Origin of the sequence: Streptomyces sp. NPDC032161 (assembly GCF_040636995.1) — a bacterium.
Classification (GTDB): domain Bacteria; phylum Actinomycetota; class Actinomycetes; order Streptomycetales; family Streptomycetaceae; genus Streptomyces.
Genome location: NZ_JBEZVN010000008.1, coordinates 103,611 through 130,568, shown reverse-complemented (window position 1 = coordinate 130,568; position 26,958 = coordinate 103,611). Strand labels below are relative to the sequence as shown.

The 26,958-nt window shown below is 70.8% G+C and carries 19 protein-coding genes, 1 tRNA gene, 1 pseudogene and 1 CRISPR repeat array; of the genes and pseudogenes, 6 read left to right on the top strand and 15 right to left on the bottom strand.

The genetic code is table 11. From position 1 onward, the window contains the following. Positions 1-268: 268 nt before the first annotated feature. The 11 genes from cas2e to AB0E67_RS18730 form a co-directional block, all read right to left on the bottom strand. Complete coding sequence (cas2e, locus tag AB0E67_RS18780; RefSeq protein ID WP_362027788.1) at positions 269-631, bottom strand: type I-E CRISPR-associated endoribonuclease Cas2e; 363 nt, start codon at positions 629-631, stop codon at positions 269-271. Further along, positions 628-1,587: a type I-E CRISPR-associated endonuclease Cas1e gene (gene cas1e, locus AB0E67_RS18775; protein ID WP_362027785.1), complete on the bottom strand. Its 960-nt coding sequence runs from the start codon at positions 1,585-1,587 to the stop codon at positions 628-630. Before cas1e ends, cas2e begins: the two co-directional genes overlap by 4 nt. After that, the gene (gene cas6e, locus AB0E67_RS18770; RefSeq protein ID WP_362027782.1) at positions 1,584-2,309 is read right to left on the bottom strand and encodes a type I-E CRISPR-associated protein Cas6/Cse3/CasE; all 726 of its coding nucleotides are present in this window, start codon (positions 2,307-2,309) and stop codon (positions 1,584-1,586) included. The genes cas1e and cas6e overlap by 4 nt, the downstream gene beginning before the upstream one ends. Next, on the bottom strand, positions 2,309-3,085 hold the full coding sequence (cas5e, locus tag AB0E67_RS18765) for a type I-E CRISPR-associated protein Cas5/CasD (protein ID WP_362027779.1): 777 nt from the start codon (positions 3,083-3,085) through the stop codon (positions 2,309-2,311). Before cas5e ends, cas6e begins: the two co-directional genes overlap by 1 nt. Next, a complete protein-coding gene (cas7e, locus tag AB0E67_RS18760; RefSeq protein ID WP_362027776.1) occupies positions 3,082-4,320 on the bottom strand; it encodes a type I-E CRISPR-associated protein Cas7/Cse4/CasC in 1,239 nt (412 codons plus the stop codon). The genes cas5e and cas7e overlap by 4 nt, the downstream gene beginning before the upstream one ends. Positions 4,321-4,429: 109 nt before the next feature. Then, a complete protein-coding gene (gene casB / locus AB0E67_RS18755; protein ID WP_362027773.1) occupies positions 4,430-5,257 on the bottom strand; it encodes a type I-E CRISPR-associated protein Cse2/CasB in 828 nt (275 codons plus the stop codon). Then, positions 5,254-9,999, bottom strand: a complete 4,746-nt coding sequence (gene casA, locus AB0E67_RS18750; protein ID WP_362027771.1) for a type I-E CRISPR-associated protein Cse1/CasA — start codon at positions 9,997-9,999, stop codon at positions 5,254-5,256. The genes casB and casA overlap by 4 nt, the downstream gene beginning before the upstream one ends. A gap of 154 nt (positions 10,000-10,153) precedes the next feature. Then, a CRISPR array of direct repeats spans positions 10,154-11,887; the repeat unit is 29 nt; unit sequence GGGACCACCCCCGCGTGCGCGGGGACCAC. 196 nt (positions 11,888-12,083) lie between these two features. After that, positions 12,084-12,171 (bottom strand) — tRNA-Ser (locus AB0E67_RS18745). 45 nt (positions 12,172-12,216) lie between these two features. Beyond that, positions 12,217-12,645, bottom strand: coding sequence for a tRNA adenosine(34) deaminase TadA (tadA, locus tag AB0E67_RS18740; protein WP_351517192.1), 429 nt, complete (start codon positions 12,643-12,645; stop codon positions 12,217-12,219). 102 nt (positions 12,646-12,747) lie between these two features. Continuing rightward, entirely contained in the window at positions 12,748-13,308 is a 561-nt protein-coding gene (locus AB0E67_RS18735) for a hypothetical protein (RefSeq protein ID WP_362027963.1), read from the bottom strand. Between the two features lie 187 nt (positions 13,309-13,495). Continuing rightward, entirely contained in the window at positions 13,496-13,771 is a 276-nt protein-coding gene (locus AB0E67_RS18730; RefSeq protein ID WP_362027768.1) for a hypothetical protein, read from the bottom strand. Positions 13,772-14,252: 481 nt separating this feature from the next. Between AB0E67_RS18730 and upp the strand changes: the two genes are divergently transcribed. Continuing rightward, on the top strand, positions 14,253-14,888 hold the full coding sequence (upp, locus tag AB0E67_RS18725; RefSeq protein WP_362027765.1) for a uracil phosphoribosyltransferase: 636 nt from the start codon (positions 14,253-14,255) through the stop codon (positions 14,886-14,888). Between the two features lie 220 nt (positions 14,889-15,108). On the opposite strand, the gene AB0E67_RS18720 is transcribed toward upp, so the two are convergent. From AB0E67_RS18720 to AB0E67_RS18710, 3 genes are all read right to left on the bottom strand, one after another. Continuing rightward, entirely contained in the window at positions 15,109-15,702 is a 594-nt protein-coding gene (locus AB0E67_RS18720) for a LytR C-terminal domain-containing protein (RefSeq protein ID WP_362027960.1), read from the bottom strand. Positions 15,703-16,110: 408 nt separating this feature from the next. Continuing rightward, positions 16,111-16,407: a type II toxin-antitoxin system VapB family antitoxin gene (locus AB0E67_RS18715; protein WP_072488263.1), complete on the bottom strand. Its 297-nt coding sequence runs from the start codon at positions 16,405-16,407 to the stop codon at positions 16,111-16,113. Positions 16,408-16,754: 347 nt separating this feature from the next. Further along, positions 16,755-17,381, bottom strand: coding sequence for an HhH-GPD-type base excision DNA repair protein (locus AB0E67_RS18710; RefSeq protein WP_362027762.1), 627 nt, complete (start codon positions 17,379-17,381; stop codon positions 16,755-16,757). 294 nt (positions 17,382-17,675) lie between these two features. Here AB0E67_RS18710 and AB0E67_RS18705 point away from each other — a divergent pair, with 294 nt between their 5' ends. Next, the gene (locus tag AB0E67_RS18705; RefSeq protein WP_362027760.1) at positions 17,676-18,581 is read left to right on the top strand and encodes a DUF4157 domain-containing protein; all 906 of its coding nucleotides are present in this window, start codon (positions 17,676-17,678) and stop codon (positions 18,579-18,581) included. A gap of 99 nt (positions 18,582-18,680) precedes the next feature. On the opposite strand, the gene AB0E67_RS18700 is transcribed toward AB0E67_RS18705, so the two are convergent. Continuing rightward, positions 18,681-20,036 (bottom strand): hypothetical protein, encoded by a 1,356-nt coding sequence (locus tag AB0E67_RS18700; protein WP_362027757.1) that lies wholly within the window; start codon positions 20,034-20,036, stop codon positions 18,681-18,683. Between the two features lie 348 nt (positions 20,037-20,384). Between AB0E67_RS18700 and AB0E67_RS18695 the strand changes: the two genes are divergently transcribed. The 4 genes and pseudogenes from AB0E67_RS18695 (at position 20,385) to AB0E67_RS18680 (ending at position 26,863) form a co-directional block, all read left to right on the top strand. Further along, a complete protein-coding gene (locus tag AB0E67_RS18695) occupies positions 20,385-21,011 on the top strand; it encodes a response regulator transcription factor (protein ID WP_362027754.1) in 627 nt (208 codons plus the stop codon). Positions 21,012-21,485: 474 nt separating this feature from the next. Continuing rightward, positions 21,486-23,480, top strand: a complete 1,995-nt coding sequence (locus AB0E67_RS18690; RefSeq protein WP_362027751.1) for a VWA domain-containing protein — start codon at positions 21,486-21,488, stop codon at positions 23,478-23,480. A 228-nt stretch (positions 23,481-23,708) separates the two neighbouring features. Further along, positions 23,709-24,368: pseudogene (locus AB0E67_RS18685) on the top strand (DUF4255 domain-containing protein); the annotation flags it as partial. A gap of 395 nt (positions 24,369-24,763) precedes the next feature. Continuing rightward, positions 24,764-26,863, top strand: a complete 2,100-nt coding sequence (locus AB0E67_RS18680) for an ATP-binding protein (protein WP_362027748.1) — start codon at positions 24,764-24,766, stop codon at positions 26,861-26,863. Positions 26,864-26,958 lie beyond the last annotated feature (95 nt).

Genomic DNA, 26,958 nt, shown 5'->3' with positions numbered 1-26,958 from the left:
ACGCAGGATGGGTGCTGTAGCCCCCGGGGGACGGTCAGGAACCCGAGGGGCGAGGAACAGGCCCCCACTGTGGGGTCCGCGCCGCGCTTCCCCCAGACCGCGGCGCCCGGACCTGAGGTGCCGTTCTCACCGGGGGAAGCGGCTTGTCCCCCCGATGCCGCTTCCCCCGACCTCCGCCGAGACGGGGCCATCGCCCCGCGGGCGGGACCACTGCGACGTGTCACGGCTCATACGCGCGTCCAGGCGGTCCGGTCCGGCATGGGGCCGCTCAGCGGCTGCCGAACCTTCTTCGCCTGGACGCCTTGCTCCAGCCCTGGCGTGGGACGTCTGCGGGCTTCTGTGCGGCGCGTGGCGCGTTGGCGTTCGGGCGGTGGATCAACGTGAGGCCCTTGTGATCGGTGGGGTGCCAGGCGTGGTCGTGGGTCTCGAAGGTGTAGCCCTGCTCGTTGTCGGTCTGGTAGGCGAGCAGGGCTCGGCCCTGCCCCGCGTACTGACGGACCTCGTTCCACAGGACCGTGCGAATCCGTGCCGACGGGGCGCCGAGGAAGACACCCGGTGAGATCTCCAGCAGCCAGCGGGTGAGAAAGCCACGCAGACCGACGGGACAGTTGGTGAGCACGATGACCGTCACCAGATGATCTCGTCCCCGTAGTTGTGACCGCTCTCGACATGGCGGTCGCCGTCGGACAGAAGAGTGACCCGGTCCCGCGACACTCCGTTCGGTTCCGACGTGTCGCGAGTGCCGTCGTGGCCGAGGAGGTCCTTGATGTCCCGGACGCAGCGGTCGAGCAGCCCGATCCGGTTGATGCGGTCCCTGAGCAACCGGCGGGTCCGCGTCGCCACGTCCTCCTCGCCCTCGGCCGCCGCGTCGAACGCGACCGGAATGGCGATCTCAGTCCGGTAGAAGTCCGCCACGTCCATGACGAACGACCGCTCGTGCCCGGAATGCACGAAGCCCAGCCCCGGGGAACAGCCGAGGGCCGCGACCACGGAGTGGGAGACCCCGTACATGCACTGGGCGGCGGCCGTGATGGCCTGATTGGGAGCGTCTCCCGCGGAGAAGTCGGCACGGTTGAACTCGCGTCGGTGCCACGGCACGCCCGTGCGCCGCGACTCCCGCTTGTAGCAGTCCCTCACGCGTCGCCCCTCCATGCCGAGGAGGTCCTGCCTGGTACGGCCCGCGGTGTCCTCACCCGGGAAGCGCAGGCGGTACATGGCGCGCGCCACGTCCAACCGGGTGCGCCGGTTCGCCCAGGCGGTCGCCTGGGCCTCTACCAGGCCCGAGGAACGCGTCAGGGCCCGCCCGCCCGCGTAGTACCGCACGCCGTGCTCGCCGACCCAGACGACCCCGGCACCGGATTCGCCGAGAAGGGCCATGGCCTGATGGGTGACGCGCGTACCTGGTCCCAGCAGCAGTGTGCCGATGGTGGCGGACGGGATGTGCGTCACGCCGTCCGCGTCCTCCGCCGTGATCGCATGGGAGTCCCGGTGGATGGTGCAGCGCTCCAGGTAGACGAAGGAGAGGCGCTCCCCGATCCGGGTGAGCTCGTGCGGTGAGGAGGCCCCTCTGCGGCTGACGGTGCTCATGCCGCCTCCCGCACCGGGGCCAGGGTCATCAGGCCGCAGCCGTACGCCTTCGCCTTGCCCAGGCCATGGGTGAGCGTGCGGCGGAACAGGGCCGCGTCCGTGACGCGCAGGCGGCCGTCGAAGGTGACCCTCGTGATCTGCACATCGTCCCTGCCCGTCTTCGCCGGGGGACGGTGGAACCGCAGTGGCACCTGGTCGCGGACGATCAACTCGTACGCGTCGCCCTCGGGCGGCAGCCGGCGCTCCGCCGGCTTCTGGACGATCTCGAACCCGGCCTGCTCCTGCCGCTTCAGCAGCCAGGCCATCTGGTGGCGGGGGGTCTTGTGCGCGGCGCGCTTCGTCGGGTCCCCCTCCTTGAGGTGCTCGTGGCGAATGTTGTGCACGGGGTTGGCGGTGAGTCTGAATCCCCAGGTGTCACCCGGGCGGAGCGCGGTGAGGAAGCCCTCGTACGCGAACGTCGTCCAGCCCGGTTCGTCCGAGGCCGGCCAGCCCGCCTGCTCGACCAGGCGGGTCAGGTCGGGGCGGGTGGGGCTCACGACGTACAGCAACGTCTCGGACGGGGTGTTGCGGTCCACCCGCCACAGCACCCGGGGGCCCGATCCGTCGCGGACGGGCGGCGTGGGGAAGGACCCGTTCACCGCGCCGTGCATGCGGTGCGGCGAGCCGAGCAACCGCCGGGCGTCGGATCGTCCGGTGTTCACACGGAAGCGGGTGAGGTACATCAGTCGGTCCTCGGTGTGACGGGTGTGAGCAGGGCGGTGGGTTCGTGGTGCGGCGGTGCGTCCGGTGACGGTGATCCGGCCGCGCCGGGGACCGGGATCCGCAGGGTCCGGACACCGCGCAGCCCGTACCGTCGGTGGCGCGGATCGAAGCTCACCGGCAGATCGCGCAGTGTCATGTGCGCCCCCTCAGAGTTGTCACCCGGCTGCGCGCTGTCCAACAGCAGGTCCAGGCGCATGTCGGAGAACGGACGCCCCGCGCGCCGGTAGGACGCCTTGCAGCGTGCCCGGTACCGCTCGGACGCCTCCCATTCGGCTTCCCGCAGGGCCCGCTCCAGACCCCCCGCCTCGTCCAGCGGCTCCCCGATCGTGATCGGCTCCGAGGGCGGGCAGGAGCGACGTCCCAGGTACGGCAGGAAGACGGGTTCCAGCAGCGCCTCGTACAGGCGCTGCACGAGAGCGGGCTCGCCCCGCACTCCCGCCACGAAGACGGCGTCCGCCAGATAGAAGCGCTCCGACAGCGGCATGGCCTTCCGCGTGTCGCCGTGGTGCGCCGTCTGGAAGTCCCGCAGCCGGGTGCCGGGCTGATCGACGCGGACGCCGAACTCCAGTTCAGCCAGGTCGGAGAGATCGGCATCCCGTCTGCGCCCCTGCGCCGCGGCGAGCAGTCCGAGTACTCCGCTCTTCGTGGGCGCGTTCTCGGTGGTGCGGCGTACGAAGCGGGCCGCGGACCCCCAGGACTGCAGGGGACCCGCCAGCCGCATCAGCAGCACGCTCATGCCCGCGTCTCCGCAGCGCTTTTCTCGTCGTCGGCAGCGGCCTTCTTCGGCTCCAGCCGGTCGACCACGACCTCCCCCACGGCGGCCAGCAGTCCGGACAGGTTCACCTCGTCACCCAGTCCGCTGAGTCCGCTCGTCTCGGGGCCCACCCGCAGCACCCAGCCCTGATCGTTCCCGGCGAGCCCGTACCGGTCCTCCAGGTCCGGCACGAACGTGGCGAGCTGCTCGCAGGCGCCTCGGAGGAAGCCACCGTCCTCGCCCACCGGGACGGGCCGTTCAAAGGCGCCGACGTAACTGATCGGGCGCCGGGAGCGGAGCTTGACGATCACGACGGACGGCAGTGTCTGGTTGCCGAAGGAGTTGATCTTCCCGGTCGGGAGCGAGGCGATGAAACCTTCGAGGAACGCGGTGACCGCTCGTCGAGTGGCGTCCACCGGTCGCTCCTCGTCGTTCCCGCCGGTCCCCAGGTTCTCGTGGAGCCGGTTCACGTCGAGTGCCGCGTACCGGTAGAGAGTGGCGGAGTTGAAGTCGACGGTGCCGATCATGCCGGCGCCCGGCTCGGCGTCCGAGTTCTTGTCGTCGACCGCCGTGTAGTAGTCCGACTCGATCTCCACCGGGTGCACGCTCAGCGCGTGGGCGACCTGCACCGACGCGTCCACGTTCAGGTCGGCCGAGTCCGCGACCATGCGGCCGAACAGCGCGATGTCGATGGAGTGCTCGGTGTCGGCGGCATGCTTGGCCCGCTGCTTGTTCTCCTTGACCTTGAGGAACTCCTTGAGGGCCTTGACGTCGCCGTCCTTTCCGCCTTCCACCGCGAGCGCGGCGAGAGCGCCGAACTGCCGGTCGCTGAGAAACATCAGGTACGAGGACTCGCCGGCGGCATCCTCGCTCTCCTCCTTGCTCTTGCGCCTGGGCACGGCGATCTTCGAACCGGTGGCCGTCTCGATCACCGCCACCGCCAGTTCCAGTGCCACGGCGCGCGGCAGCGACGAGTCGAGCATCTGGATGCGCCCCGCGAGCTCCTCCGCGACCTTCTTGGTACGGATGCCCAGTTCGGACTTGTCGAGCAGTTCGTCGAACGCCTTCCGCGTGGCTCGCTTCCACGCCTGGCTGGACACCCGGGAACGCCGTACGCCTCCGTACGTCGCAGACTTCGGCGTGCCCGTGTCGTCTCGGTTCAGGTTGCTGGGCGGGACGGTCTGGAGGATATGGATGTCAAGGATCGTCCTGGTCACGCGTGCTCAAGTCCTCTGTGTGGAAGGAGATTCATGAAGTGGATGGAGCCGGGAGGGAATCGTCGGGTGAGCGTGAAGGCAGGTTGTGCGCATCGGATGCGGCGGAGTGTCACTCCCCGGCGGCATAACCGCCGTACGTCTCCTCGTCCGCGGACAGGGTCCGGTCGATCACGTCGTCCCCCGCCTCAGCGCCATCGGCTGTGGTCTTCCGGTTCTTGCCGCGCGGCACGGCGGCCAGGTGGAACTCGCGTCCCCATTCGCGTTGCACACCGGGGCGATCAGGTCGGTGCTGCCAGCGGTAGAGCTGACCGGCCAGGCGCGCGTAGTCGAGAGGCAGCGGATCCGGCGCGGAACGCAGGAGCAGCACGATCTCCCGGAGCCGCACGGCGGCCGAATCGAACGATTCGGCCGTACCGACCCGGACGAGGCGTTTGAGCAGCGCTGACTCCTCCTCGTCCGTGCCCCCCATGGCTCGCTGCCGGATCAGTGCCCGCACCGCACCGCCGAGGTTGTGCCGGTCCGCGTGCATGCCCTTCTCGCGTCGGGACTGCTGGTGCAGTGCCCAGAGCGTCGAGGCGAGGAAGACCGCTTCCTCGGCCTTCTCGGCTTCCTTCTGGCGAGGGGGATCGGCGAGCTCTGCCAACAGCACGACGAGGTTGTCCAGCGAGTCCATCCCCCACAGGTCCTTGACCGCGTGCGCCCGCTTCCCCGCGCCGCGCCGCAGCCGAGCGAGCTCCGCCACGGCCGATGACTCGTCCCTGAGGTAACGAGGCTGGAGGTTGATGATGTACGAACGCGTCGCCTGTTCGACCAGGGCGCGGATCGGGGGATCCTGCGAGCGAGAGGCAGACGCGGCGTCCGGACCGTCCGTAGACGTGGGCTGCTGGGTGGGGCCGCTGACGTGGCCGTCGCCGCGGGATGCCGTCGAGGTGGTCATGCGGTTCCCCCTGAAGGGTTGTCGTCGGTGTGAGGAGAGGCGGTGGAGGGCTCCGGACGATTCGGTGGTGCGGCTGGTGCCAGTCCCGCCGGCCCGTCCGCTCTGCTCCGCCCGCCGTCCTGTTCCGCCGATTCAGACGGCTTCGGCAGCACCTTGTTGATACGCGTCCGGAACCACAGGTCCGCCTGTGAACTGTCCACCCAGCGCGTGCCGACCCCAGGCAGCTCGACCACCCGTCCCTCCGCCGCCGCCCGGCCCGCGCCGTCGAGGAGTTCACGGCCGAGGGCGAGGACGATCCGCCGGACCTCGGCTTGCCATTCGGCGCGCGCGCCGTCCGGATCCGCCGCCTCCGCGAGATCCACCAGCCATCGTCGGTACGGCCCGTCGAGCGCCCCGAAACCCAGGTCGCGAGCCGTGTTCGTGCCCGGACCGGGCGGTGAGCCCGTCGCGCGGGCGAGATTTCCGGCCAGATGCCCCAGCGCCGACACGGCCCGCTCGGCGTCTGCGACCGCGTCCACCGCCACGACGCCGTGCAGCGGACTCTTCTCATGGAGCAGGACAACCGGCGGCAGGACGACGTCGTCGTCGACGACCTCGTCCACCACGGACTGCTGTGTTCCATACACCGCGCCGACGAGCCGGGTACGGATCAGCGATCTCTCCGGCAGAACATCCTCGTTGGCGAGCAGCGTCAGCCACCGCACCACCCCGGACGGCTTGCTCTCATCCGTGCCCCGGCCCGTCGAGCCGTCGTCCGACCGCTGCGCGTACAGCAGGCTCGCCAGACCGCGCCAGGCGGCCCGGCTCGGGTCGTGCTGACGCGGCAGATAGACCAGCGGAAGACCCAGCTTCTTCTCCTGCGTCCGGCTGCGCCGCCAGCCCGTCATGGGTTCGGACTTCCACCGGTTGACGGGTGCGAGCGGATCGCCGTAGCCGAGAACGACGCCGGTGACGTCCTCGCCGTCGGTGTGCAGGAGCAGTCGGCGGGACTGCCAGGTATAGAGGTCCCGTGGGCCCGCGGGACGAGGTACGGACGGCTCTTCCTCCAGTACGCCGGGTCCGGGCGGCGTCTCACGGCGCCATACCGGCAGATCGTCCTTCGGGTCCGCCGTCGTGTCGAGGATGCCCTCCTTCGTCGGAACCAGGTTCAGCAGCAGCGTCTCGCGCAGCGTGCGCCCCTCGGCATGCACACCGCCGAGCGTCCCCATCCATCCCACGCCTTGGGGATAGACCTTTCCGTTGCCGGCCCGGTCGTCGCCGACCATCCCGGACTTGATACCGGACGAGTCGTAGGCGTGGGTGTGGACCAGCCAGCGGGCCGCCTCGGCAAGGCTCAGCCTGTCCACCTCCGGCCTGCGCATGGAGAAGAACGCCTCACCGTTCGGCACGTCGGCCACGATCCGGTTCAGCGAGGCGACCTCGCGCTTCGCCGTGTGCAGCCCGGCGACCTGGAAGAACGGGCGCTCGGGGTGGAGCAGATCGAAGGACTCCCGATGACGGCCGAGGTAGTCCACGGCGACGGCGAGGGACTTCTCGTCCTGCCACAGCTCCTCCCAATCCTCCAGCTCCGCCGGGGCACCGGGTCTTCCGCCCTCCGCGTCCGCGAGCGCGTCGTAGAGGATCGCCAGCAGCAGCCGCAGCAGGGCGAACTCCTGGGTGGGCAGGTCGCCCACCAGCCGCCGCAGACTGCCGGCCTGCTGGAAGACCTCGGAGAGCGAAAGCTCGTCCGTCGTACCGTCGTCGCGCTGTACGGGCAGCCATGGCCGTGAGACCAGGTCGAAGGAGGGCGTCATTCGTTTCGGCCCCTTTGTTCCGGGCGCGCCGACGGAACCCACTCGGAGTCCGTCATCGGCGCTGTAGTGGATTTCCAAGTCTGACAGACGGGTCTGACAACGCTCGTCGAGCACGAGCAGCAACTCGCCCGCCAGCCAGGGGCATTCCTTCACCTGCCAGGCCGGAACGACGAATCGCTCCAGTTCCGCGATGGTCCGGTCGATCACGCCCGGGTGCGTCAGGGACCGGGGCAGCGTCAGCGCGCTCGCGGCCACGGCCTCGGCGGCCCGGCGCACCGGAGGCGCATGCTCCGGGAGGTCCAGTCCGCCGCGTCCCCCGTCGAGCCAGTCCACCGTGGTCAGCCGGCCGTCCTCCCGGCGCTGCACGACGAGGACCTCCAGGGACTCGTCGCTGTCCCGCACCTGGGCTCGCCCGGCGCGACTGTCGTCGGCGTCCCCGGCGTTGCCGTCCAGCCAGCCGATGATCGGCCGCCCCGCCCGCCGCACCGGATCGAGCCGGAAGGTGTTCGCGCGCTCCCGTTTGTCCGTGAGCCGTTTCACGTATTCGTGCCGGGCCTCGGCCAGTGCGGGAGCCCAGTGCTCGGGACCGACCGCCCGGTCGTCGTACGCGGCCTGCACCAGCGGGCTGATGTGGTCGGGCACCACGAGCGGGGCGCCGTCGAGGTGCGGACCGAGTACGGCGAGCGCCCTGAGCAGGGTGTGCCGCCCCTGATAGACGGCCACCGAGCCCTTCACCGGCTCGGGCGGATCGGCGGCCCAGTCCTCGACACCGGTCACCAGGCACCGCGCCGCGACCAGGCGCGGCGGGCGCGTCCGCGGGTGGCGGTGCAGCCGTCCCACGCGCTGGAGCATCAAGTCCACGGGGGCCAGATCGGTCACCAACAGATCGAAGTCGATGTCGAGCGACTGCTCGACGACCTGACTGGCCACGACGATGTGCGGCCCGGTCGGCCGCCGGTCGCTGCCGGGCCCGAACCGTTCCCGCAGGTCGGTGTCCTTTCGCGCCCGGTCGGCGGCGAGGAACCGGGAGTGGGTGACGGTCACCGCCTCCGTGCCGAAACGCTCCCGCAGGTGTGCGGCGGCCTCCAGCACGCGGTCGACGGTGTTGCGTACGACCAGTGCACACCCACCGTCCCGCAGTTCGCGACCGAGCCGGTCCGTCAGTACGGACAGCTCGTCGTCGAGCCGTTCCACCGTCACTTCGGTACGACGGCCCGATGCAGCCGCAGGACGCGCGGCCCGCACGACACCGCCGGGAGAGACAGCGGTGATCAACGGATAGGCGTCATCGGGGAGATGCAGCGCCTCCGCCACCTCCGGCGTCTCCTCCCCGGCATACGCGGCGGCCAACTCCCTTCGTCGCTGGACCGGCAGGGTCGCGGAGAGCATCACCACGGGTACGCGGTAGGCGGCCAGCCACCCCAGGACCCGGTCGAGGTAGGTGTTCATGTACGCGTCGTACGCGTGGACTTCGTCGATCACGACGACCTTGCCCGCGACGGCCAGATGTCGCAGAGCCAGGTGTCGGCTCTTGAGCCCGGCGAAGAGCACTTGGTCAATGGTGCCCACGGCGAAGGAGGCGAGCAGCGACTTCTTCCGGCCACGGAGCCACTGATGCGCGTGCAGCCCGGAGGGTCGAGCCGAGTTGGCTTCTCCGGGCGCGGACAACGTCTCGTCGCCGTCCAGTTCGACGGCGGCGATGGTCCGGGTTCCGGCCTTCGTCATCCCGGACCAGACCTCGTTGAGCGCGGCCTTGGCGTGGGCGAGGACGACTGAACGGGTGCCGTCCGAAGGAAGACGCTTTAGCCAGCTCAGGAGCCGGGGAAACATGGCGTCGCCGGTGGCCCGGGTCGGCAGCGCGATCAGGCAGCCCCCTGCACCGGTGCGGGCCGCCAGGATCTCCGCCGCCGCGAACGCCGCCTCCGTCTTCCCCTCGCCCATCGGCGCCTCGATGATCAGCATGCCGGCGGCGGGCATGGCACGGGCCATCCGTACGGTTTCTTCCTGTACGGGTCTGATGACCGCGCCATCCGGCAGATCGAAGCGGTCCCGGAACAGATCGGCCGCGTCCTGCTCCGGCTCCTCGGGCCGCCATGGTCCCGGCAGGTCCAGCCCGGCCCAGGCGGCGCGAAGGCGCCGTTCCTCACCTCCGTCCCCCTCTTCCGCCCGCCCCGTTTTCGTGGTGCCTGACGATGCCCAGGACGAGGGATCGTAAGGGAAGAGCTCGGAGGAACTGGCGATCCAGTCGGAGACGATGACGATCGCCGTCAGAACCACTTGGACCGGCTGTGACAGTCGGACCGACTGCCACTCCTCCAACCGCCCCTCCACCCCTGCCCGCCGCGCGCACGCGTCCAGCAACTCATACTGCACCGAGCGCCAGACGGCCTCGCTCTGCCCGCGCGTACGCAGCAGTCGCGGGTGGGACCGGAGGTCGTGGATCTGCTGGTGATCGGGCGGCGTGCCGTGATGGCCACCAGCCACGATGGCGAACTGTCCGGACGCCCGGCTGCTCCATCCGTAGCGTTCGGTCAGCCATTCCTGGATGAGGAACTGCCCGGCCAGCCCGTGCGGAGCCATGCGACGGTCCACGCCGAACTGCTTCTGGTCCGGCATGTCGAGCCCGGCCCTCCGCATCCGGTGGGCGAGCCCCTCCACTTGGCAGGCGAATGCGGGAGTTGCCTTGCCGATGTCATGCGCGCAGGCGAGGAAAACGGCGAGGTGGCGGGCGTCCGCCGCGCGTTGAGGGAGTGGGGCCGCGATGAGCTCTTTCACGTTCTCGGGGATCCACTCGTCCCACAGCCGCCCGGCGACGGCGGCACTGTCCGCCATATGCCGCCACAACGGGAGCCACTCGTCGGTCGCCCGCTCGTGCTTGCCCCAGGCCGTCCGGGCTGCGGGCGACAACTTGGCGTAGGCCGAGAGGAGTTCGGAGTGATCTCGGTGCATAGGGGTATTTGACATGAGTACGGGGCGATCAGGTGTTGGATTTCGAAGTAGCTCTAAAATGAGAGATTTTGATCCAACGGCGACTGGTTAGCTCGATGCACCTGCCACAGGTGCACGGTGTGATGTAGAGGGCGTGCAGGGCCTTGGAGGCGCCAGGGACCACCCCGCGTGCGCGGGGACCACTTCAGGACCCCGAGGTACTCGCGCTTTGACCGGGGACCACCCCCGCGTGCGCGGGGACCACCCACCGGCCCGGGTCGAGCCGGTCAGCTCCAGGGGACCACCCCCGCGTGCGCGGGGACCACCTCGGCCTTGACGGCGTCGAGCCAGGCCAGCAGGGACCACCCCCGCGTGCGCGGGGACCACGAGGCCGTGGCCAAGGCAGGCCCCCCGCCCCGGGACCACCCCCGCGTGCGCGGGGGTGGCTCCGCGGCGTCGCCGAGCTGTCCGCGGCCAAGGGGACCACCCCCGCGTGCGCGGGGACCACGCGACCTCATCATGGGGTGCGCTGGAGTCTCAGGGACCACCCCCGCGTGCGCGGGGACCACACGTGTGTCCTCTCAGGGTTGGCGGTCGGCGTGGGACCACCCCCGCGTGCGCGGGGACCACAGCGGCATGGCGGCGGTGATCAACATCCCCCTGGGACCACCCCCGCGTGCGCGGGGACCACGATCTGCGATGGGATGCCGTCGCCCACGGTCGGGGACCACCCCCGCGTGCGCGGGGGCCACAGGCGCGCGGCCGGGTCTGTCGACAACGCCAGGGGACCACCCCCGCGTGCGCGGGGACCACGTGATCCGGGTCTCGGCACTCTGGATGCGCTGGGGACCACCCCCGCGTGCGCGGGGACCACTCGGCGGCCGGAATTCATCGGGGTCGGTGGGTCAGACCACCCCCGCGTGCGCGGGGACCACGAGGGCGGCGGTTGCTCGTGCTCCTGGTGCTCGGGACCACCCCCGCGTGCGCGGGGACCACAGGCGCGTGGGCTCGACACGTACGGCCTTCACGGGACCACCCCCGCGTGCGCGGGGACCACAGCGCCGTACGGGCGCTGTCGCCCATACGGGAGGGACCACCCCCGCGTGCGCGGGGACCACGGTTGCTCCCACCGGTTGCACTCTGGTTGCCAGGGACCACCCCCGCGTGCGCGGGGACCACAGGGCGTTCCAGAGCCGTTCCGAGTCCGGGACGGGACCACCCCGCGTGCGCGGGGACCACCCCGAAATCCGAGTCGCGGGGACGGTGCGGTAGGGACCACCCCCGCGTGCGCGGGGACCACCTTGTCTGAGACGGCCCGAATGCGCCCCCGGAGGGACCACCCCCGCGTGCGCGGGGACCACCGGGTGCGCCAGCGCATCGCGTAGTCGAAGCAGGGACCACCCCCGCGTGCGCGGGGACCACGGTACGGCCGAGGCTGACGGCGGTGTCGATGAGGGACCACCCCCGCGTGCGCGGGGACCACACGGCCGCTGGACCCGCACCCGCGCCAGTACGGGACCACCCCCGCGTGCGCGGGGACCACGCGGTGCTTCAGCCACACGCGGTAGATGGCGAGGGACCACCCCCGCGTGCGCGGGGACCACTGCCCAAGTCGTGCCATTCTTTGAGTGCCCAAGGGACCACCCCCGCGTGCGCGGGGACCACTCGGCGATCGTCTCCGCGAAGAGGATCTTTGTGGGACCACCCCCGCGTGCGCGGGGACCACGAATCTCCCGGCAGCCCGCCAGGCCGCAAGGTGGGACCACCCCCGCGTGCGCGGGGACCACCGCAGCAGCTTCTGGAATGCCGGGCCCATGGTGGGACCACCCCCGCGTGCGCGGGGACCACTCTCTGACCGAACTTCCCGAGGCCATAACCAAGGGACCACCCCCGCGTGCGCGGGGACCACAGTTCCTGACCTGCTGGTTTATGTGGGACAGAGCCTGTTTTTACTTGCTTCTTGAGATTCGGACATATTGCCCTCCTCATGTGGTGCGGCGTCAGTGCATATGCAGAGGCATGGGCCTGCCGCTGTTCTGGCGGTGTGGTTTCGGTAACGCGAACGCCCTCCCGACCTGTGTTTCCACAGGTCGGGAGGGCGTCGATGGCGGTAGCGGAGGGATTTGAACCCTCGGTGAGTTTCCCCACACTCGCTTTCGAGGCGAGCTCCTTCGGCCGCTCGGACACGCTACCGAGAGAGAGCTTAGACCATGCCGGGCCGTGGAAAGAAATCGTTTCTCAGGGGGTGCGGAAGAAGGCCGTCAACCGCTCCGCGCACTCCGGCTCCAGGACGCCTTGGATGACCTCCGGGCGGTGGTTGAGGCGGCGGTCGCGGACGACGTCCCAGAGGGAACCGGCGGCGCCCGCCTTCTCGTCGCGCGCCCCGTAGACGACCCGGTCCACGCGGGACTGCACCAGTGCGCCCGCGCACATCGTGCACGGCTCCAGGGTGACCACCAGGGTGCAGCCGGACAGGCGCCACTCGCCGAGCGCGGCGGCCGCGCGGCGGAGGGCGAGGATCTCGGCGTGGGCGGTCGGGTCGCCCGTCGCCTCGCGTTCGTTGTGGCCGACGGCCAGCAGCGCGCCGTCGGGGCCGAGAACGACGGCGCCGACCGGCACGTCGCCAGCCGCCGCCGCCAGCTCGGCCTCGGCCAGGGCGTGGCGCATGTGCGCACGCCATGGGTCTCGTACGGGATCGTGCGGTGCTTCCACCGGGTGGTGCGGTTCCGGTGGGCCCTGCGGGCGGGGTGGTTCGGTCACCCGCGGACCCTAGCGGACGGTCTCCAGGACCTCGGCCGCACCCAGCGCGTCCGCGATCTCGCCCAGCGCGTCCGTGCGCAGCATCAGCAGTTCGGCCTCGGGGAGACCGAGGTCGGCCAGGATGGCGGTGTCCCCGAGCGGCCCCGCCGGTACGGCGTCGGCATCGAGTGCGTCGTCATCGTCGTTGTCGTCGTGGTCGTTGTCGGGGGTGGTGTCCGGTTCGCCGTCCTCCGTACCGTCGAGGCCGACGAGTTCTTCGAGGGCGGCAATGGTGTCGTCGGCCCCGGGTTCGCGGCCGAGCAGTTCGTCGGTGAGCAGGATCTCTCCGTACGAGGACCGGGCGGCGGCGGTGGCGTCCGAGACGAAGATACGGGGGTCGTCCTCACCGTCCACCCGGACGACGCCGAACCAGGCGTCCTCCTGTTCGATGAAGACGAGCACCGTGTCCTCGTCCGCCGAGGCCTCACGGGCCAGATCCGTCAGGTCGGACAGGGTCTCCACATCGTCGAGTTCCGTATCGCTCGCTTCCCACCCGTCTTCGGTGCGCGCGAGCAGTGCGGCGAAATACACCGTGACTCTCCCACTGGTCATAGGGGTGTCGGTCCGGCGGGAGGGCAGTCGGTGGCCCGGCTGTCCTGCGTCCCGCCCATCGGAATCGTGGCAGAAACAAGTGCTTCGCGAGAGGAGTTCGGCCGTTGCGTCGGCCATCAGTTCTCCAGGACGGGGCCAGCAGGGGGACGCGGGACCGCCGTACGACCTACCAGCGGAAGGTCCGCATCCTCATGGCCTGGCGCATCCGGGCGGCCCGGGCCCGGCGTGGCTGCACCCGGTCGCGGAGCGCCTTGGCCTCATGGAGCTCGCGCAGGAACTGGGCGCGTCGCCTGCGACGGGCGGACTCGGCCTCCTCGGGATCCGGCGAGGCTGCGGTATCCGAGGGATCTGGGGTGTCCAGGGGGCCCGGGAAGCCAGAGGTCCCCTTGCGGCCCAAGGGGGGCGTGGGTTCCGTTGGGTCTACACGGTCCGCCGGGGCCATGGGGGCCACTGATCCTGCTGGGGGCACTGGGGGCACTGAGGCCGAAAGGGCTGGAGGGGTCCCTGGGGCCGAAGGGGGCTGAGGTGCTTGTGACCTGTGTGGTGGTTCTTGTGACCTCTGCGACCTTTGCGATCCGGGCCTCTGTGATCCCGGCCTCTGTGATTCCGGCTTCTCCGAGTCCTCCGATCCCGAACTTCGTGAGCCCGATGTCTGTGGTCGCCGCGACCCCTGTGGCTTCTGCGGTGCTTGTGCGGCCCCGGCGTTCCGGCGGGAAGACGCGCCCGGCGCGTTCGGTACGTTCGGCGCATTCGGTGTGCGCTGTGTGTCCGGGCGGCCCGGATTCGGCTGGTCCCGTTTGCGCTGTTCCGCGTCCGGCATCGGCTCATCACCCCAAGGCTGGGTCCGTGTGCAACCACCTTCCCCCCGAACGTGTGGTTGATGCCAGCGCAGGCGTGCTGCGGGCCCGGTTACTGTTGAGGCCATGCGGATCCACGTCGTCGACCATCCACTGGTCGCGCACAAGCTCACCACCCTGCGCGACAAGCGCACCGATTCCCCGACCTTCCGGCGCCTCGCCGACGAGCTGGTCACCCTGCTCGCCTACGAGGCCACCCGGGACGTGCGCACCGAGCAGGTCGACATCGAGACCCCGGTCACGCGGACGACCGGCGTAAAGCTGTCGCACCCGCGGCCGCTGGTCGTGCCGATCCTGCGGGCCGGCCTCGGCATGCTCGATGGCATGGTGCGCCTGCTGCCGACCGCCGAGGTGGGCTTCCTGGGCATGATCCGTAACGAGGAGACGCTCCAGGCGTCCACGTACGCGACGCGCATGCCGGAGGACCTCTCGGGCCGCCAGGTGTACGTGCTCGACCCGATGCTGGCGACGGGCGGCACGCTCGTCGCGGCCATCAAGGAACTGATCGAGCGCGGGGCGGACGATGTCACCGCGGTCGTGCTGCTCGCTGCGCCGGAAGGCGTCGAGGTGATGGAGCGCGAGCTGGCCGGTACGCCGGTGAGGGTCGTCACGGCCTCGGTCGACGAGCAGCTCAACGAGAACGGCTACATCGTCCCGGGCCTCGGCGACGCGGGCGACCGGATGTACGGCACGGTCGACTAGGACCGACCGCAGCGGTCGTCCCGACCGGGTTCGGTTCCGGTTCCGGCTCCGACACGCGGTCCCGGTTCCACGGCACGCGGTTCCGGGGCCCGAGGCAGGGACCCGGTTCCCGGACTCCGGCTCCCGCGCGCGGCCCCGGACTCGGGCCGAAGGGCGCGGGACGCCGGGGTCGCCGGTGCGGGGCGCCGGGTTCCGGCGCTCCGGGCGGCCCCGACCGCCGTCAGCAGGAAGGCGCGGGGGACGGCTTCGTCAGGGCGGCGAGTGCCGCAGCGGCCGAGTTGGGCGTGTTGAACGCCGTGAACTTCGTACCGAGAATCAGATCGACGTCCGCGGTCCTGCGGGCGTCGGTCTTCGAAACGGCCCCGTTCAACTGGGTGCCGAGCACCTGGAGCGGGCCGTTCGTCGCCGACGGGGCACCCAGCAGCACTCCCGGTCCCGCGACCTTCTTGTCGTACTCAGGCGAGGCGTTTCCCACCTTGCCGATGGCGAACCCACGCTTCTTCAGTTCGTCGGCCGCCTGTTTGGCGAGGCCGCTGCGTGGTGTCGCGTTGTAGACGTTGACCGTGATCTTCGCGGGTGCGGGCAGCGCCTTCGCGGGTGCGGACGGCGCGGCCGACGGGCAGTCCTTCTTGTGGTCGGCGGCGTCGGCGGTCTTGCTGCCGCCCGTGAAGACGTCGATGAGCTGCATCGTGCCCCATCCGGCCAGCCCGAGGGCGACCACGGAGGCGGTGGCAGCGAGGATCAATTTGCCGCGACGCCGGGGGCGGCGCATACGCGGGTACTTGTCGCCCGTGATGCGGTACTTTCCGCCCATGCCGGGGGGAGTGAGCATGCTCATGGGCGCAGCGTAGTGCGGCCCGATGGTGATGCCTACTAAATGATCAACCGATCGCATCCGTCCGTGTGCGAATGCACCCGAACGAGCGCGGACATGCGTCCGAACGCATTCGGAGGTTGTGGGCGCGTTCCCGCGCATGGTCGGCATGTACCCGGAAGCGGCCGACGGGCCGGGCGGTGAGCCCGTCGCGCGGGCGATGCCGCCGTGACATGACGCCATTGCGGGGGTGGTGCCATTGCGACGTCACGTCACGTCATGGCGCCATGACGGTCGCGCAGGCCGTGGGGTGCCGTCGCGGGCGAGCTCGCCGAGCGGGTCCGCGGAGCCCGTGACGGACCGACCCGCGGGGCTCGCGACCGTGGGCGAGGGGCGTGCGCCTCGTTCTCAGCCGAGTTCGAGCACCCGGGCGTGCAGCACCTGGCGCTGTTGCAGCGCGGCGCGGACTGCGCGGTGCAGTCCGTCCTCCAGATAGAGGTCGCCCTGCCACTTCACGACGTGCGCGAACAGGTCGCCGTAGAACGTCGAGTCCTCGGCGAGGAGGGTTTCGAGGTCCAGGTTGCCCTTGGTGGTCACCAACTGATCGAGGCGGACCGGGCGCGGCGCGACGTCCGCCCACTGCCGGGTGCTTTCCCGGCCGTGGTCGGGATATGGCCGCCCATTTCCGATGCGCTTGAAGATCACACGGAAAGCCTACCGGGCAAGAGCCTCCGGGCGCAGCCACGGGGCCGGACTGCGATGCTTACGAGGGCATCACAAATGCGGGCATTCTGGAATTGGGGCTGTGATGGACGACAGCGACAGTACGGGCCAGGACGCGGGTTCGGGCGCCCGAGGCGGTCGGAACGCGGGTGTCCAACCGGGAACGGGTGGTGGAGCGGGCGCGGACTTGACGCCGGGGAGAACGAGGCGTCGGAACAGGGCGGGGAGCCGGGCGAACTGAGTGGCCGTTCGGTCTGAACATCCATGACGAAGGGCCGCCTCGCAGTGGATGCTTCCCGGCCAGCTCTCCGGGGCCGTTTCTCGGGGAGTCACTTCCCGGCCGCGCGTTTCGCGGACCTGGCCGCCTGTTTCGCCTGCTGCTTGAACGCCCGGACCTCGGCGAGGGATTCGGGGCCGGTGATATCGGCGACCGACCGGTGCGAACCCGTCTCGCCGTACGGCCCGGCCGCCTCCCGCCAGCCCGGCGGCCGGACCCCGAACCGCTTGCCGAGCAGCGCCAGGAAGATCTGGGCCTTCTGGACGCCGAAACCAGGCAGCGCGTTCAGCCGTTTCAGCAGTTCTGTCCCGGTGGCGGCATCACTCCACACCGCGCTCGCGTCGCCCTCGTACTCGTCCACCAGGTACTGGCACAACTGCTGGACCCGCTTGGCCATGGAACCCGGGTAGCGGTGCAGGGCCGGCTTGGCGGTGAAGAGTTCGACGAACGCCTCCGGGGCGTACGCGGCGATCTCATGGGCGTCCAGGTCGTCACCGCCCATCCGCACGGCCAGGGTGTACGGACCGGTGAAGGCCCATTCCATCGGCACCTGCTGGTCCAGCAGCATGCCGACCAGGATGGCGAGCGGACTGCGCGCGAGAAGACCGTCGGCCTCGGGGTCCTGGGCGATCCGCACCGTGACGGTCCCGGCGGCCCGGTCCTTCTTGCTCTTGGTCATGTCTCCGATCATCCCGACGGCGGCCTGCCCCGGCCACTCCACCGACCGCCGATGCGGCCGTTCGGCACGGATTCGCGTAATGCGCGCTGTCGGCCGGGGAGGTACGAGCGTCATGGCTGCCCGAAGGGGCAGGGGCGGGTGCCCTTCGTCGGCGGGGCCCGGTCTGGACGAGGCGATGACACGTCGTGAAGGTGGAGAGGTGGGGCCATCACGACGTGCCCGCGGCCCGGGTGCGGCGCAGCCGAGACGCGGCGCAGGAGTGACGCGGCGTAGAAGAGACGCGGCGCAGGGGAGATGACGATGCACGCACAGGAATGGGACCGGGAGCACGCCCCCGAGCGCGAAGGACACGCGCTCCGGCAGGACCACGACGAGGCCGCGCCCGCGGCGAGGGTGCCCGAGGGGGCGGACACGGCCGACGCCTCGCGTGTCTTCCACGCGGCGGCGACCGGACGGGCCGATGTGGTCGGGACCCGTGGCATGGGCGCGCTCCAGCGGGCGGTCGGCAACAGCGCCGTGGGGGCAGTGCTTCGGCGCCAGGTACTCCAGCGGCAGGAGTCCCGGGGCGAGGAGCTTCAGCGCCAGGAGGAGACAGAACGTTCCCCCGTGCACGACGTGATCTCGTCCGGCGGCGGGCAGCCCCTGGACACCGACACCCGCACGGACATGGAACGGCGTATGGGCGCGGACTTCTCCGACGTACGCGTTCACACCGACTCCGCCGCCCACGAGTCGGCGAAGGGCGTGGGGGCTCACGCGTACACCGTCGGCAGCGACGTGGTGTTCCAGCGGGACGCGTACGATCCGTCCTCGCCGCAGGGCCGGACCACGCTGGCCCATGAGCTCACCCACGTCATCCAGCAGCGCAACGGCCCGGTGGAGGGCACGGAGGCGCCGGGAGGCATCCGGGTGAGTGATCCGTCCGACCGGTTCGAGCGGGAGGCCGTCGCGAATGCCGACCGAGTGCTGGCGGACCCGGCGCCGGCTCCGGCTCCGGAATCGGCGCCGGTCACGGACATGGCTTCGACGCCGGCACCGGTAGCGGCACCGGCGTCGGCCTCGCCGCCCGCCGTGCAGCGGGCGGCGACGGAGGACGAGGACGAGGAACCCGCCGACGTACAGGGCTCCTTCGTCCAGCGGGCGACGGAGGAAGGGAGCGAGAAGGAGAAGGAGGAGGACGAGGAGGCGTCGTCCTCCTGACCGGTTCCCCGGCTTCGTGCTCACCGTGGCCACGGCCGTAGTTGTGGTCGGTCGTGGCCGCCGCGGCCGTTCGTCCGGCCGGCCTCGTCCGTCCGGACGTCAGCCGGTGGTGTTCGTGCGCATCGTGCCGCCGAGGAACAGCGATTCCGCGCACCGCGAGGGGGTCGGCGCGTTCACCGGCTTCCCCACCTTCCGGCAGTCGACGGTCATGGTGACCTTGCCGCGCGCGGGCACCAGGATCGGCGTGACGAAGTGGTAGTCGGAGTCGCGGAAGTTCTCCAGTGCGAGCCGGAGCACGGGAGTGTCCCGGCCGGAGGAGATCACGAGCGTTCCCGCGTCGCCCTGCGGGTTCTGGACGACGATGTCCGTGAGCTGGAAGGTGTGCCCGGCGGGCACCTGAAGGGCCGTCGATGTAGTGGAGCCGCCGCCCACCGAGTCCCTGACCTGCACCTGCGCACTGGTCGGGGCCGCGGCGCCCGCGCCGTCCGACGAACCTGCGGACGTACCGTCGCCCGGTGAGGGACTCGGCTTCGCCGCGCCTCCGCTCGCACCGCTGCTCGTACCCGCGGAGGAGCCGTCCGCGCCCGGTCCCGTTCCGGCCGAGGCGCCCTGGCCCGGCTCCTGTGTCCGGCTCTTGTCGGCCGCGGCGGCGGACCGGACCGCCTCCGGCGTGATCGCCTCCCGGGCCGCCGACTTCACCGCGGGACGCAGCAGCGCGTACCAGAGGCCGACCAGTGCGATCAGCAGCACGGCCGCGGTGATCAGCGCCCGTGGCAGCCAGCGCGGAAGAATCGGATCCTGCTGGTACGAGCCGTCCAGGACCACCGGTGCGGCCGGGTCCTGTCCCTCCGCCGCCTCCGGGGTGGCGACGACCTGGAAGGGGTGCGTGATCGGCGCACCCCGCCACATGCGCTTCGCGGGCCGTACCCGTACCTTCCCGAACTCGGCCCGGCCGGGTTCGATGCGCAGGGTGTCCGACCCGAAGGAGACCCGGGCCCGCTCCGTCCCGGACCGTGTCTCCAGCCGTACCGTGGCCGGGGCATTCCCCCGGTTGTCGACGGCGAGTTGGTGCCTGCCGCGCCATGCGCCGTTCGAACCGCGTGGCACCAGCTCGGCGGTCGTCTCGGTGAAGGGCAGTACCGTCACCCGCCCCTCGGGCACCACCGTCCGGCCCTGCTCGCTGGTGGGCACCACCCGGATCCCGAAGTGCGTCTCCCCGGCGAGTACGGTGGAGTCCCGCGGCGGGCGGAGCACCAGCGAGACCGTTCGAGAGTCGCCCGGGTACAGGGACAGGGCAGCAGGTTCCACCGTCGACCAGGCGGCACACGCACCGACCACCTCGAAGCGGTACTCCTCGACGGTGCTGCCGGAGTTGAGGATCCGCAGAGGGACGGCCGTTTCCTCGCCCGGTGCGGCAGTGACGGACGAATCGTCGAGGCTTGCCGTGAGACTCATAGGGCGAACGGTAGGAGCGGCCCCGGACACGGGCACCGGCCGTTGAGGAACACTTCCGGGCAGATTCCGTGCCCGCGGACGGCCCTTTTGTTTCCCCGTACGCAAACGGGGGAATCGTCTGACAGCTTCAAGACGAGCGAGTCAGGCGTGCAAGCGATTCAGCACTCAGCGATTCGGCACTCGGCGATTCTGCGGTTCGAGCGAGTTCAGCGATTCGAGTGATACGAGCGAGTTGAGCGGTTCAAACGAGTCCAGCGAGTCCAGCGAGTCCAGCAAGTCATACGAAACAGCCGTGTTGGTTGTGTTCGCCGTGGTGCCACCGGCTGTTGCTCAGGGGGGAGCATTGCCATGGAGCGAACCACTGTCGCGTTAAGTGCCCAGGACCCGATCTCGCAGGCGGGCGTGGCGAGTCAGTTACGGGCCCGCCCCGAGGTCAGCGTGACGGAGTGGGCGGAGGGAGACACCTCGCCCCAGATCGTGGTCGTCGTCGTGGACGCGGTCGACGACGAGGTGCTCACGATGTTGCGGCACATCCAGCGCACCAGCACCGCGCGGGCCGTCCTCGTCACCACGGACATCGACGAGCAGAAGCTGGTGAGCGCGGCCGAATGCGGCGTCGCCGGTGTCGTCCGGCGGGCCGAGGCGACCCCGGAACACCTGGTGCAGGTCATCGGAACGGTGGCGCGTGGCGAGGGCCATCTCCCTTCCGACCTGCTGGGACGCCTTCTTGAGGAGGTCGGTCGCCTCCAGGGGCAGGTGCTCGGACCGCGCGGCCTGCACTTCACCGGTCTCGCGGCCCGGGAGGTGGACGTGCTGCGACTGGTCGCGGAGGGGTACGACACCGCGGACATCGCGACGAAGCTGGCCTATTCCGAGCGCACGATCAAGAACGTGCTGCATTCGGTGATGACCCGGCTGCAGCTGCGTAACCGGTCCCACGCGGTCGCGTACGCGATGCGACAAGGGCTGATCTGAGCCGTCCGGTAAGGATCCCGGGGTCGGTCCCCGGGCCGGGCCCACGGGGCTGGGCGCGTGGGTACGGTGCTCGGCTTTCGGGTACGGGGCTCGGCATTCGGGTGCGGGGATGGTCTTTGGGAGCGGCCGGGTGCGGGTCGGCTTTCGGGTACGGGCCCGGATTCCAGGCACGAGGCCGGGTTCGGGGTTGGGGCCGGGGGCGGGTCGGGTTCCTTGGGCGGGGCCGGGGCCGGTGGCTGCCCGAAAGGGCAGCGGGGGCTTCCCGCAGATGTGGTCGGCGTACCGCTGCGGGCCGGGTGCCCGTACGGGACCGTGGCGTCCGGACGCCGATCGGCCGGACGGTGGGGGAGGGCTTTCGTGCGCTGGTTCCAGCCGCCGCGGAGGGCGACGTGGTCGTGGTCATGGCCGTGGTCGCGGACGGACCGGCCGGCCCGGCCCCTGCCCCGGTCTTCCGCTTCGCGCAGGGCTCTGGCCGTGCTGCGCCTTCCGGCGTTGGCCCTGCTCCTCGTGGCGGCCGGCATGACGCCCGGTTCGGCCGTGACCTCGGAGGCGCCGACTGCGGCGGTGCCCGAGCCCTGGGTCACCCCCGCCGAGTTCACCGACGCGGTCGATCCCGGCGGCTCCACGGGCGTGGCCAAACAGGTGCGTACGCCCGCGATCCCGCCACGCCCCGATGTGATCCTGCTGGTGGACGGTACGGGGAGCATGGAGGCCCCCATCAGTGATGTGCAGACGGGCCTGAAGTCCATCACGACGAAGGTCCGTGAACAGCAGCCGGACTCCCGCTTCGCAGTGGCCACCTATGGCGACGAGAAGGACGATCCGACAGCGGAGTTCGCAGTCCTCCAAGGTCTGACGACCAACCTCGACGACGTCCAGAAGCAGGGCGTCGACAGGCTGGACACCTCACGTGGCTACCGGAGCAACGGCCCGTCCGAGGACTGGATCTACGCGCTGTGGAAGGTGGCCAACGGCGCGGACGGCGGTACGGTCTTCCGCGAGGGCGCCAGCCCGGTCGTGGTCCTGGTGGGCGATGCGTCGAGCCACAATCCCAGCAACGACATCTCTTATGACGACGCGGTGTTCGCGCTCCAGGACAAGGGCGTTCGCGTCATCACCGTCGATGTGACGACCGAGAACGGCGACGGACTCAACGGCGACGGATACAAGAGCCCCACCTACCAGGACCCGTACCACGAGCCCGACCAGGCCAAGCGGATCGCAGAAGCCACCAACGGCCGCATGCTGAGCGGAATTCCCGGCGACGGCGTCACCGACGCCATCATCGAGGGGTTCAACAACCTCCCCACCAACGTCAGCTATCGCCTGGACGACTGCGACCCGCATCTCTCCGTCAGCCTCGAACCACCCACCCAGAGGCTCACCAGCGGAGAGACCGCGCACTTCGAGGAGAACATCGATGTCTCCGCCGACGCGCCCCAGGGCTCCCGACTGACCTGCACCGTCCAGTTCCTGATGGGGACCCAGGTGCCCGGAACGGAAACGATCGGCCCGGCCGCGGCGGCGGACCCGGACTTCACGGAGCAGATCAACATCGATGTGAACGATGTCGACGCCCCCGTCGTCACCGTGGACGATCTGATCGTCCGGGCCAAGGAGAAAGAAGGGGCGAGGGTCACGTACAGGGCCACCGCCCAGGACGTCACCGACGGCCCGCTGCCGGTGACCTGCGACCCGCCCTCGGGCTCGCTCTTCCCGGTCGGTGTCACGACGGTGACCTGTTCGGCCACCGACTCCGCAGGCAACACCGGGACGGACACGGCGCGGATCGAGGTTCTGGAGGCCCCCGTGCCGCCTTCGGCGGATGTGGCGGTGAAGGTCGACGTCAGCCCCGACCGCACGTACACCGGACGCCCCGCACGAGCCCGCTTCACCGTCACCAACGCCGGTCCGGAGGCGGCGACCGGGGTGGTGCTCGGCTCGTCCTGGCCGGAGCCGTCCAAGGCGAAGGACCGCAGTCTGCCCGCCTTGTCCCGCTGCACTGCCGCCAAGCCGTGCACCATCCCGGCCGGGGGCCGCATCGAGGTGACGCAGACCGCGACGTACCGTGCGCCGGTCACCGGTGACGTACGGGCCACTGTGCGTGGCACGCTGCCCGACCGTCGGAAGACCGACAACCAGGCCACCGACCGGCTGCGCGTCCTGAAGCCCTCGCTGACCGTCACTCCGCAGGTCGCCAAGCCGGGCCAGGTGGTGCTGGCGCGGGGCAAGGACTATCCGCCGGGGCAGACCGTACGTTTCACGTGGAACATCGGGATCAACGCGGAGATGTCCGCCGTGACCGTGCGCCGCGACGGCACCTTCGAGGTCCAGATCCCGGTGCTGCGCAAGGACAAGTTGGGTCCGCGCAAGCTGCGTGTGGACACCCACGACATCGGCTGGCTGCAGAAACCGGTCCTCGTGGTCCAACGGAATCTCCAACCACCGGACTTCGCGGGGCGTGCGTGAGCGTGGACGAGCGTGCGGGGGCGATCGGGTGAGTCGGGGCGAAAACGGCTTGAGGGCTCCGGATGAGCAGGGACGAGGGTACGCGGGCGACCGACGAGTGAGCAGGGCGGATCGGCGCGGAGGCGACCGAGTGAGCAGAGCCGACCGGCGCGGAGCCGCCCGAGTGAGCAGGGTCGATCGGCGCGGAGGCGACCGAATGAGCAGGGTCGACGGCACGGAGGCGATCGGGTGATCCACGAGGTCGACGACGTACTGCGGTCCCTGATCAGGGCGGAGGTGCTCGAAGGCGGCCAGATCGCGGTGGTCTTCGACGCCCCGACCCGGGAGTGGGCGGCGAAGGTCAACGCGCCGATGGTCAACCTCTACCTCTACGACATCCGCGAGGACATGCGCAGACGCGAGCGCGGGCTGCACAACGAGTACGACGAGCGCGGCACGATCATCGCGCGCCGCCGACCGCCTCGCTTCTTCAAGCTGTCGTACCTGATCACGGCATGGACAAAGCGCCCCGAGGACGAACACCGGCTGCTCGCCTCCCTGCTGGGCTGTCTGCTCCGTTACGAGGCGCTGCCCCCGGAACGGCTGGCGGGCACGCTGGCCGAGATCGGGGCCGCCGTACCGATGTCGATCGCCCTGCCGCCTCCCGAGGACCGCTCGTTCGCCGATGTGTGGAGCGCGCTGGGCGGCGAGTTGAAGCCCTCGTTGGACCTGGTGGTCAGCGTGCCGGTGACGGCGTCGCCGAGCTATGCGGCCGGTCCGCCGGTGGGCGACGAGGGGGTGCAGGCCAGGTTCGGGGACATGCCGGAACGGGACGAGCCGCCCTCGGAACCGATGCCGGGGCGTGGCCGGATCCCGGTGTACGGGGGCCGCCCGGGCAGGCCCGTACGACCGGTACCGGACGACGGGCGGGCCGGATCGGACTCCGACGGGACCCGGTCGGACGGTGCTCCGGGCCGGTCGGACGGCACCCCGACCAGGTCGGACGGCACTCCGGGCCGGTCGGACGGCACTCCGGGCCGGTCGGACGGCACCCCGGGCCGGTCGGACGGCACCCCGGGCCGGTCGGACGGCACCCCGGGCCGGTCGGACGGGCGGCGGAACTCCGGTACGGAGCGTCGGCGTGGCCTTTCGCTCCGCATCACCGAGAACCGGGGAACCGGCGCGACGGGCGGTGCGGCCGGCCCGGCGGCCGACCCGGAGAACGGCGTGCGGAAGGAAGCGGCGGACGGAGTGGAGCAGGGCGCGGGGGACGCGATGGAGAAGGAAGCGGAGGACGGCGCTTCATGACGACCGAGGATGACGCGAACCTGCGCCATCTCCTTGCCCGCGCGACAGCGGTGGAGCAGCGCGTCCGACGAGCGGTGGAGGCCAGGCAGGCCACCGACCCGGACCCGGACGACGCCTTCCGCGGCCTCTACCTCACGGACGACACCGTCACGCGTCTGCTGGATTCGAAGGAGGCGCGCGCCTTCCCGTCCCCCGTTCCGTACGACGAAGAGGCTCCGGCCGAGCCGACCCGGCTCACGGCCCTGGCGGACGAGTTCGGGCTGACCGCTCTCGACGTGGAGATCCTCCTCATCACCCTCGTCCCCGATCTGGACGACCGCTTCGAGGCGTTCTACGGCTACCTCAACGACGACGTCACCCGCCGCCGCCCGTCGATCGGTCTGGCCCTGGGCCTGTGCGGGCTGTCCCCCGCCGACCAGGCGGCGCGCGGTCGGCTCTCGGCCTGTGCGCCCCTCCGGGAAGGGCGCCTGTTGCTGGTCGAGGACATGGACCGGCCGTTCCTGAACCGTGCGCTCCGCGTACCCGACCGGGTCGCCACGCACCTCCTCGGCGACGACACCCCCGATCCCCGGCTGGCGGATCTCCTCGCCCCGTGGCACGCCGTACCGGGCGTCGGCGATCCGGCCCCACTGGCCCGGGCCTTCGCCCACGGCATCGCGCTGGTCCACCTTCGTGAGGACCAGGGTGGCGCGGGCACCGCCTTCGCCGCCTCCGCCCTGACCCGGGCGGGCCGCGGGGTGCTGGGTCTCGACCTGGCGAGGCTGGCCGAGGATCCGGCCCCCGCGGATGCGGTCCGTTCCCTGGTGCGGGAGGCCCGGCTGACCGGCGCCGGGCTGGTCTGTGCCCCGCTCGACGCGGTCTCCCGCGACCATCCCGGGCTTCTCCGGCTGCTCACCGGCACGCCGGTCCCCACGGTCCTGGTGGGCCGGGCCCCCTGGGACGCGGCCTGGTCCGCCGCGCCACCGCTCCTGTTGCACGCTCCCCGTGTCGATCCCTCGACCCGGGCCGCCCTCTGGGCCGACGCGTACGACGACGCGTACGGGGCTCCGGTCTCCGGCACTGTCCCGGTCTCCGGCGCTGCCTCGGTCCCTGCCGCTGCCCCGGTCCCCGGCATGGTCGATGTCGACCGGCTGCTCTCGCCGTTTCTCCTCACCCCGGAGCAGATCACCCGCGCCGCCCGGAGCGCGGCCCAGGCCACCCACCTGGAAGGCGGCACCCTCACTCCCGACCACGTCCGTCATGGCGCCCGCGCCCAGAACGCGGCCGGCCTGGACCGGCTGGCCCGCCGCATCGAACCCTCCGTCACCTGGGACGACCTCGTTCTCCCCCCGGACACCCACGCCCAGCTCCGTGAACTCACCGCCCGCGCCCGCCATCGCGACCGGGTGCTGGGGGAGTGGGGCATGCGCCCCGGCGGCGGCAGGGGCCGGGGCGTGTCCGCCCTTTTCGCGGGCGACTCGGGCACCGGGAAGACGATGTCGGCGGAGGTGATCGCCGCCGATCTGGGGCTCGACCTGTACACCGTCGACCTGGCCACGGTGATCGACAAATACGTGGGCGAGACGGAGAAGAACCTGGAACGGATCTTCTCCGAGGCCGCGGGCGTGAACGGGGTTCTTCTCTTCGACGAGGCCGACGCGATCTTCGGCAAACGCTCGGATGTGAAGGACGCCCACGACCGCTACGCGAACGTCGAGAGCGCGTATCTGCTCCAGCGCATGGAGTCCTTCGACGGTCTGGCCATCCTCGCCACCAACCTCCGGGCCAACCTCGACGACGCCTTCACCCGCCGCCTCGACCTGGTCGTCGACTTCCCGGTCCCGGACCCCGGGCAGCGCCTCGTTCTCTGGGAACGCTGCCTGGGACCCGCACTCCCACGCGGCAGCGACCTCGATCTCGCCTTCTGTGCCGAGAGCTTCGAGCTGGCGGGCGGCAACATCCGCTCCATCGCCGTGACAGCCGCCTACCTGGCGGCGGACACGGGCGAACCCGTGACCATGCCGACACTCATCCACGCGATCCAACGCGAGTACCAGAAACTGGGCCGACTGACGCTGGCATCGGAATTCGGGCCGTACCTGAAGCTGCTGGGGTGAGCGAACGACCGCGGCGAGACGGTGTCATGGCGGCGTGATGGTGCGGTGGTGCGGTGCGGCCGTACGTGCCCTCTTGCGCACGACGAGGCCTGCCG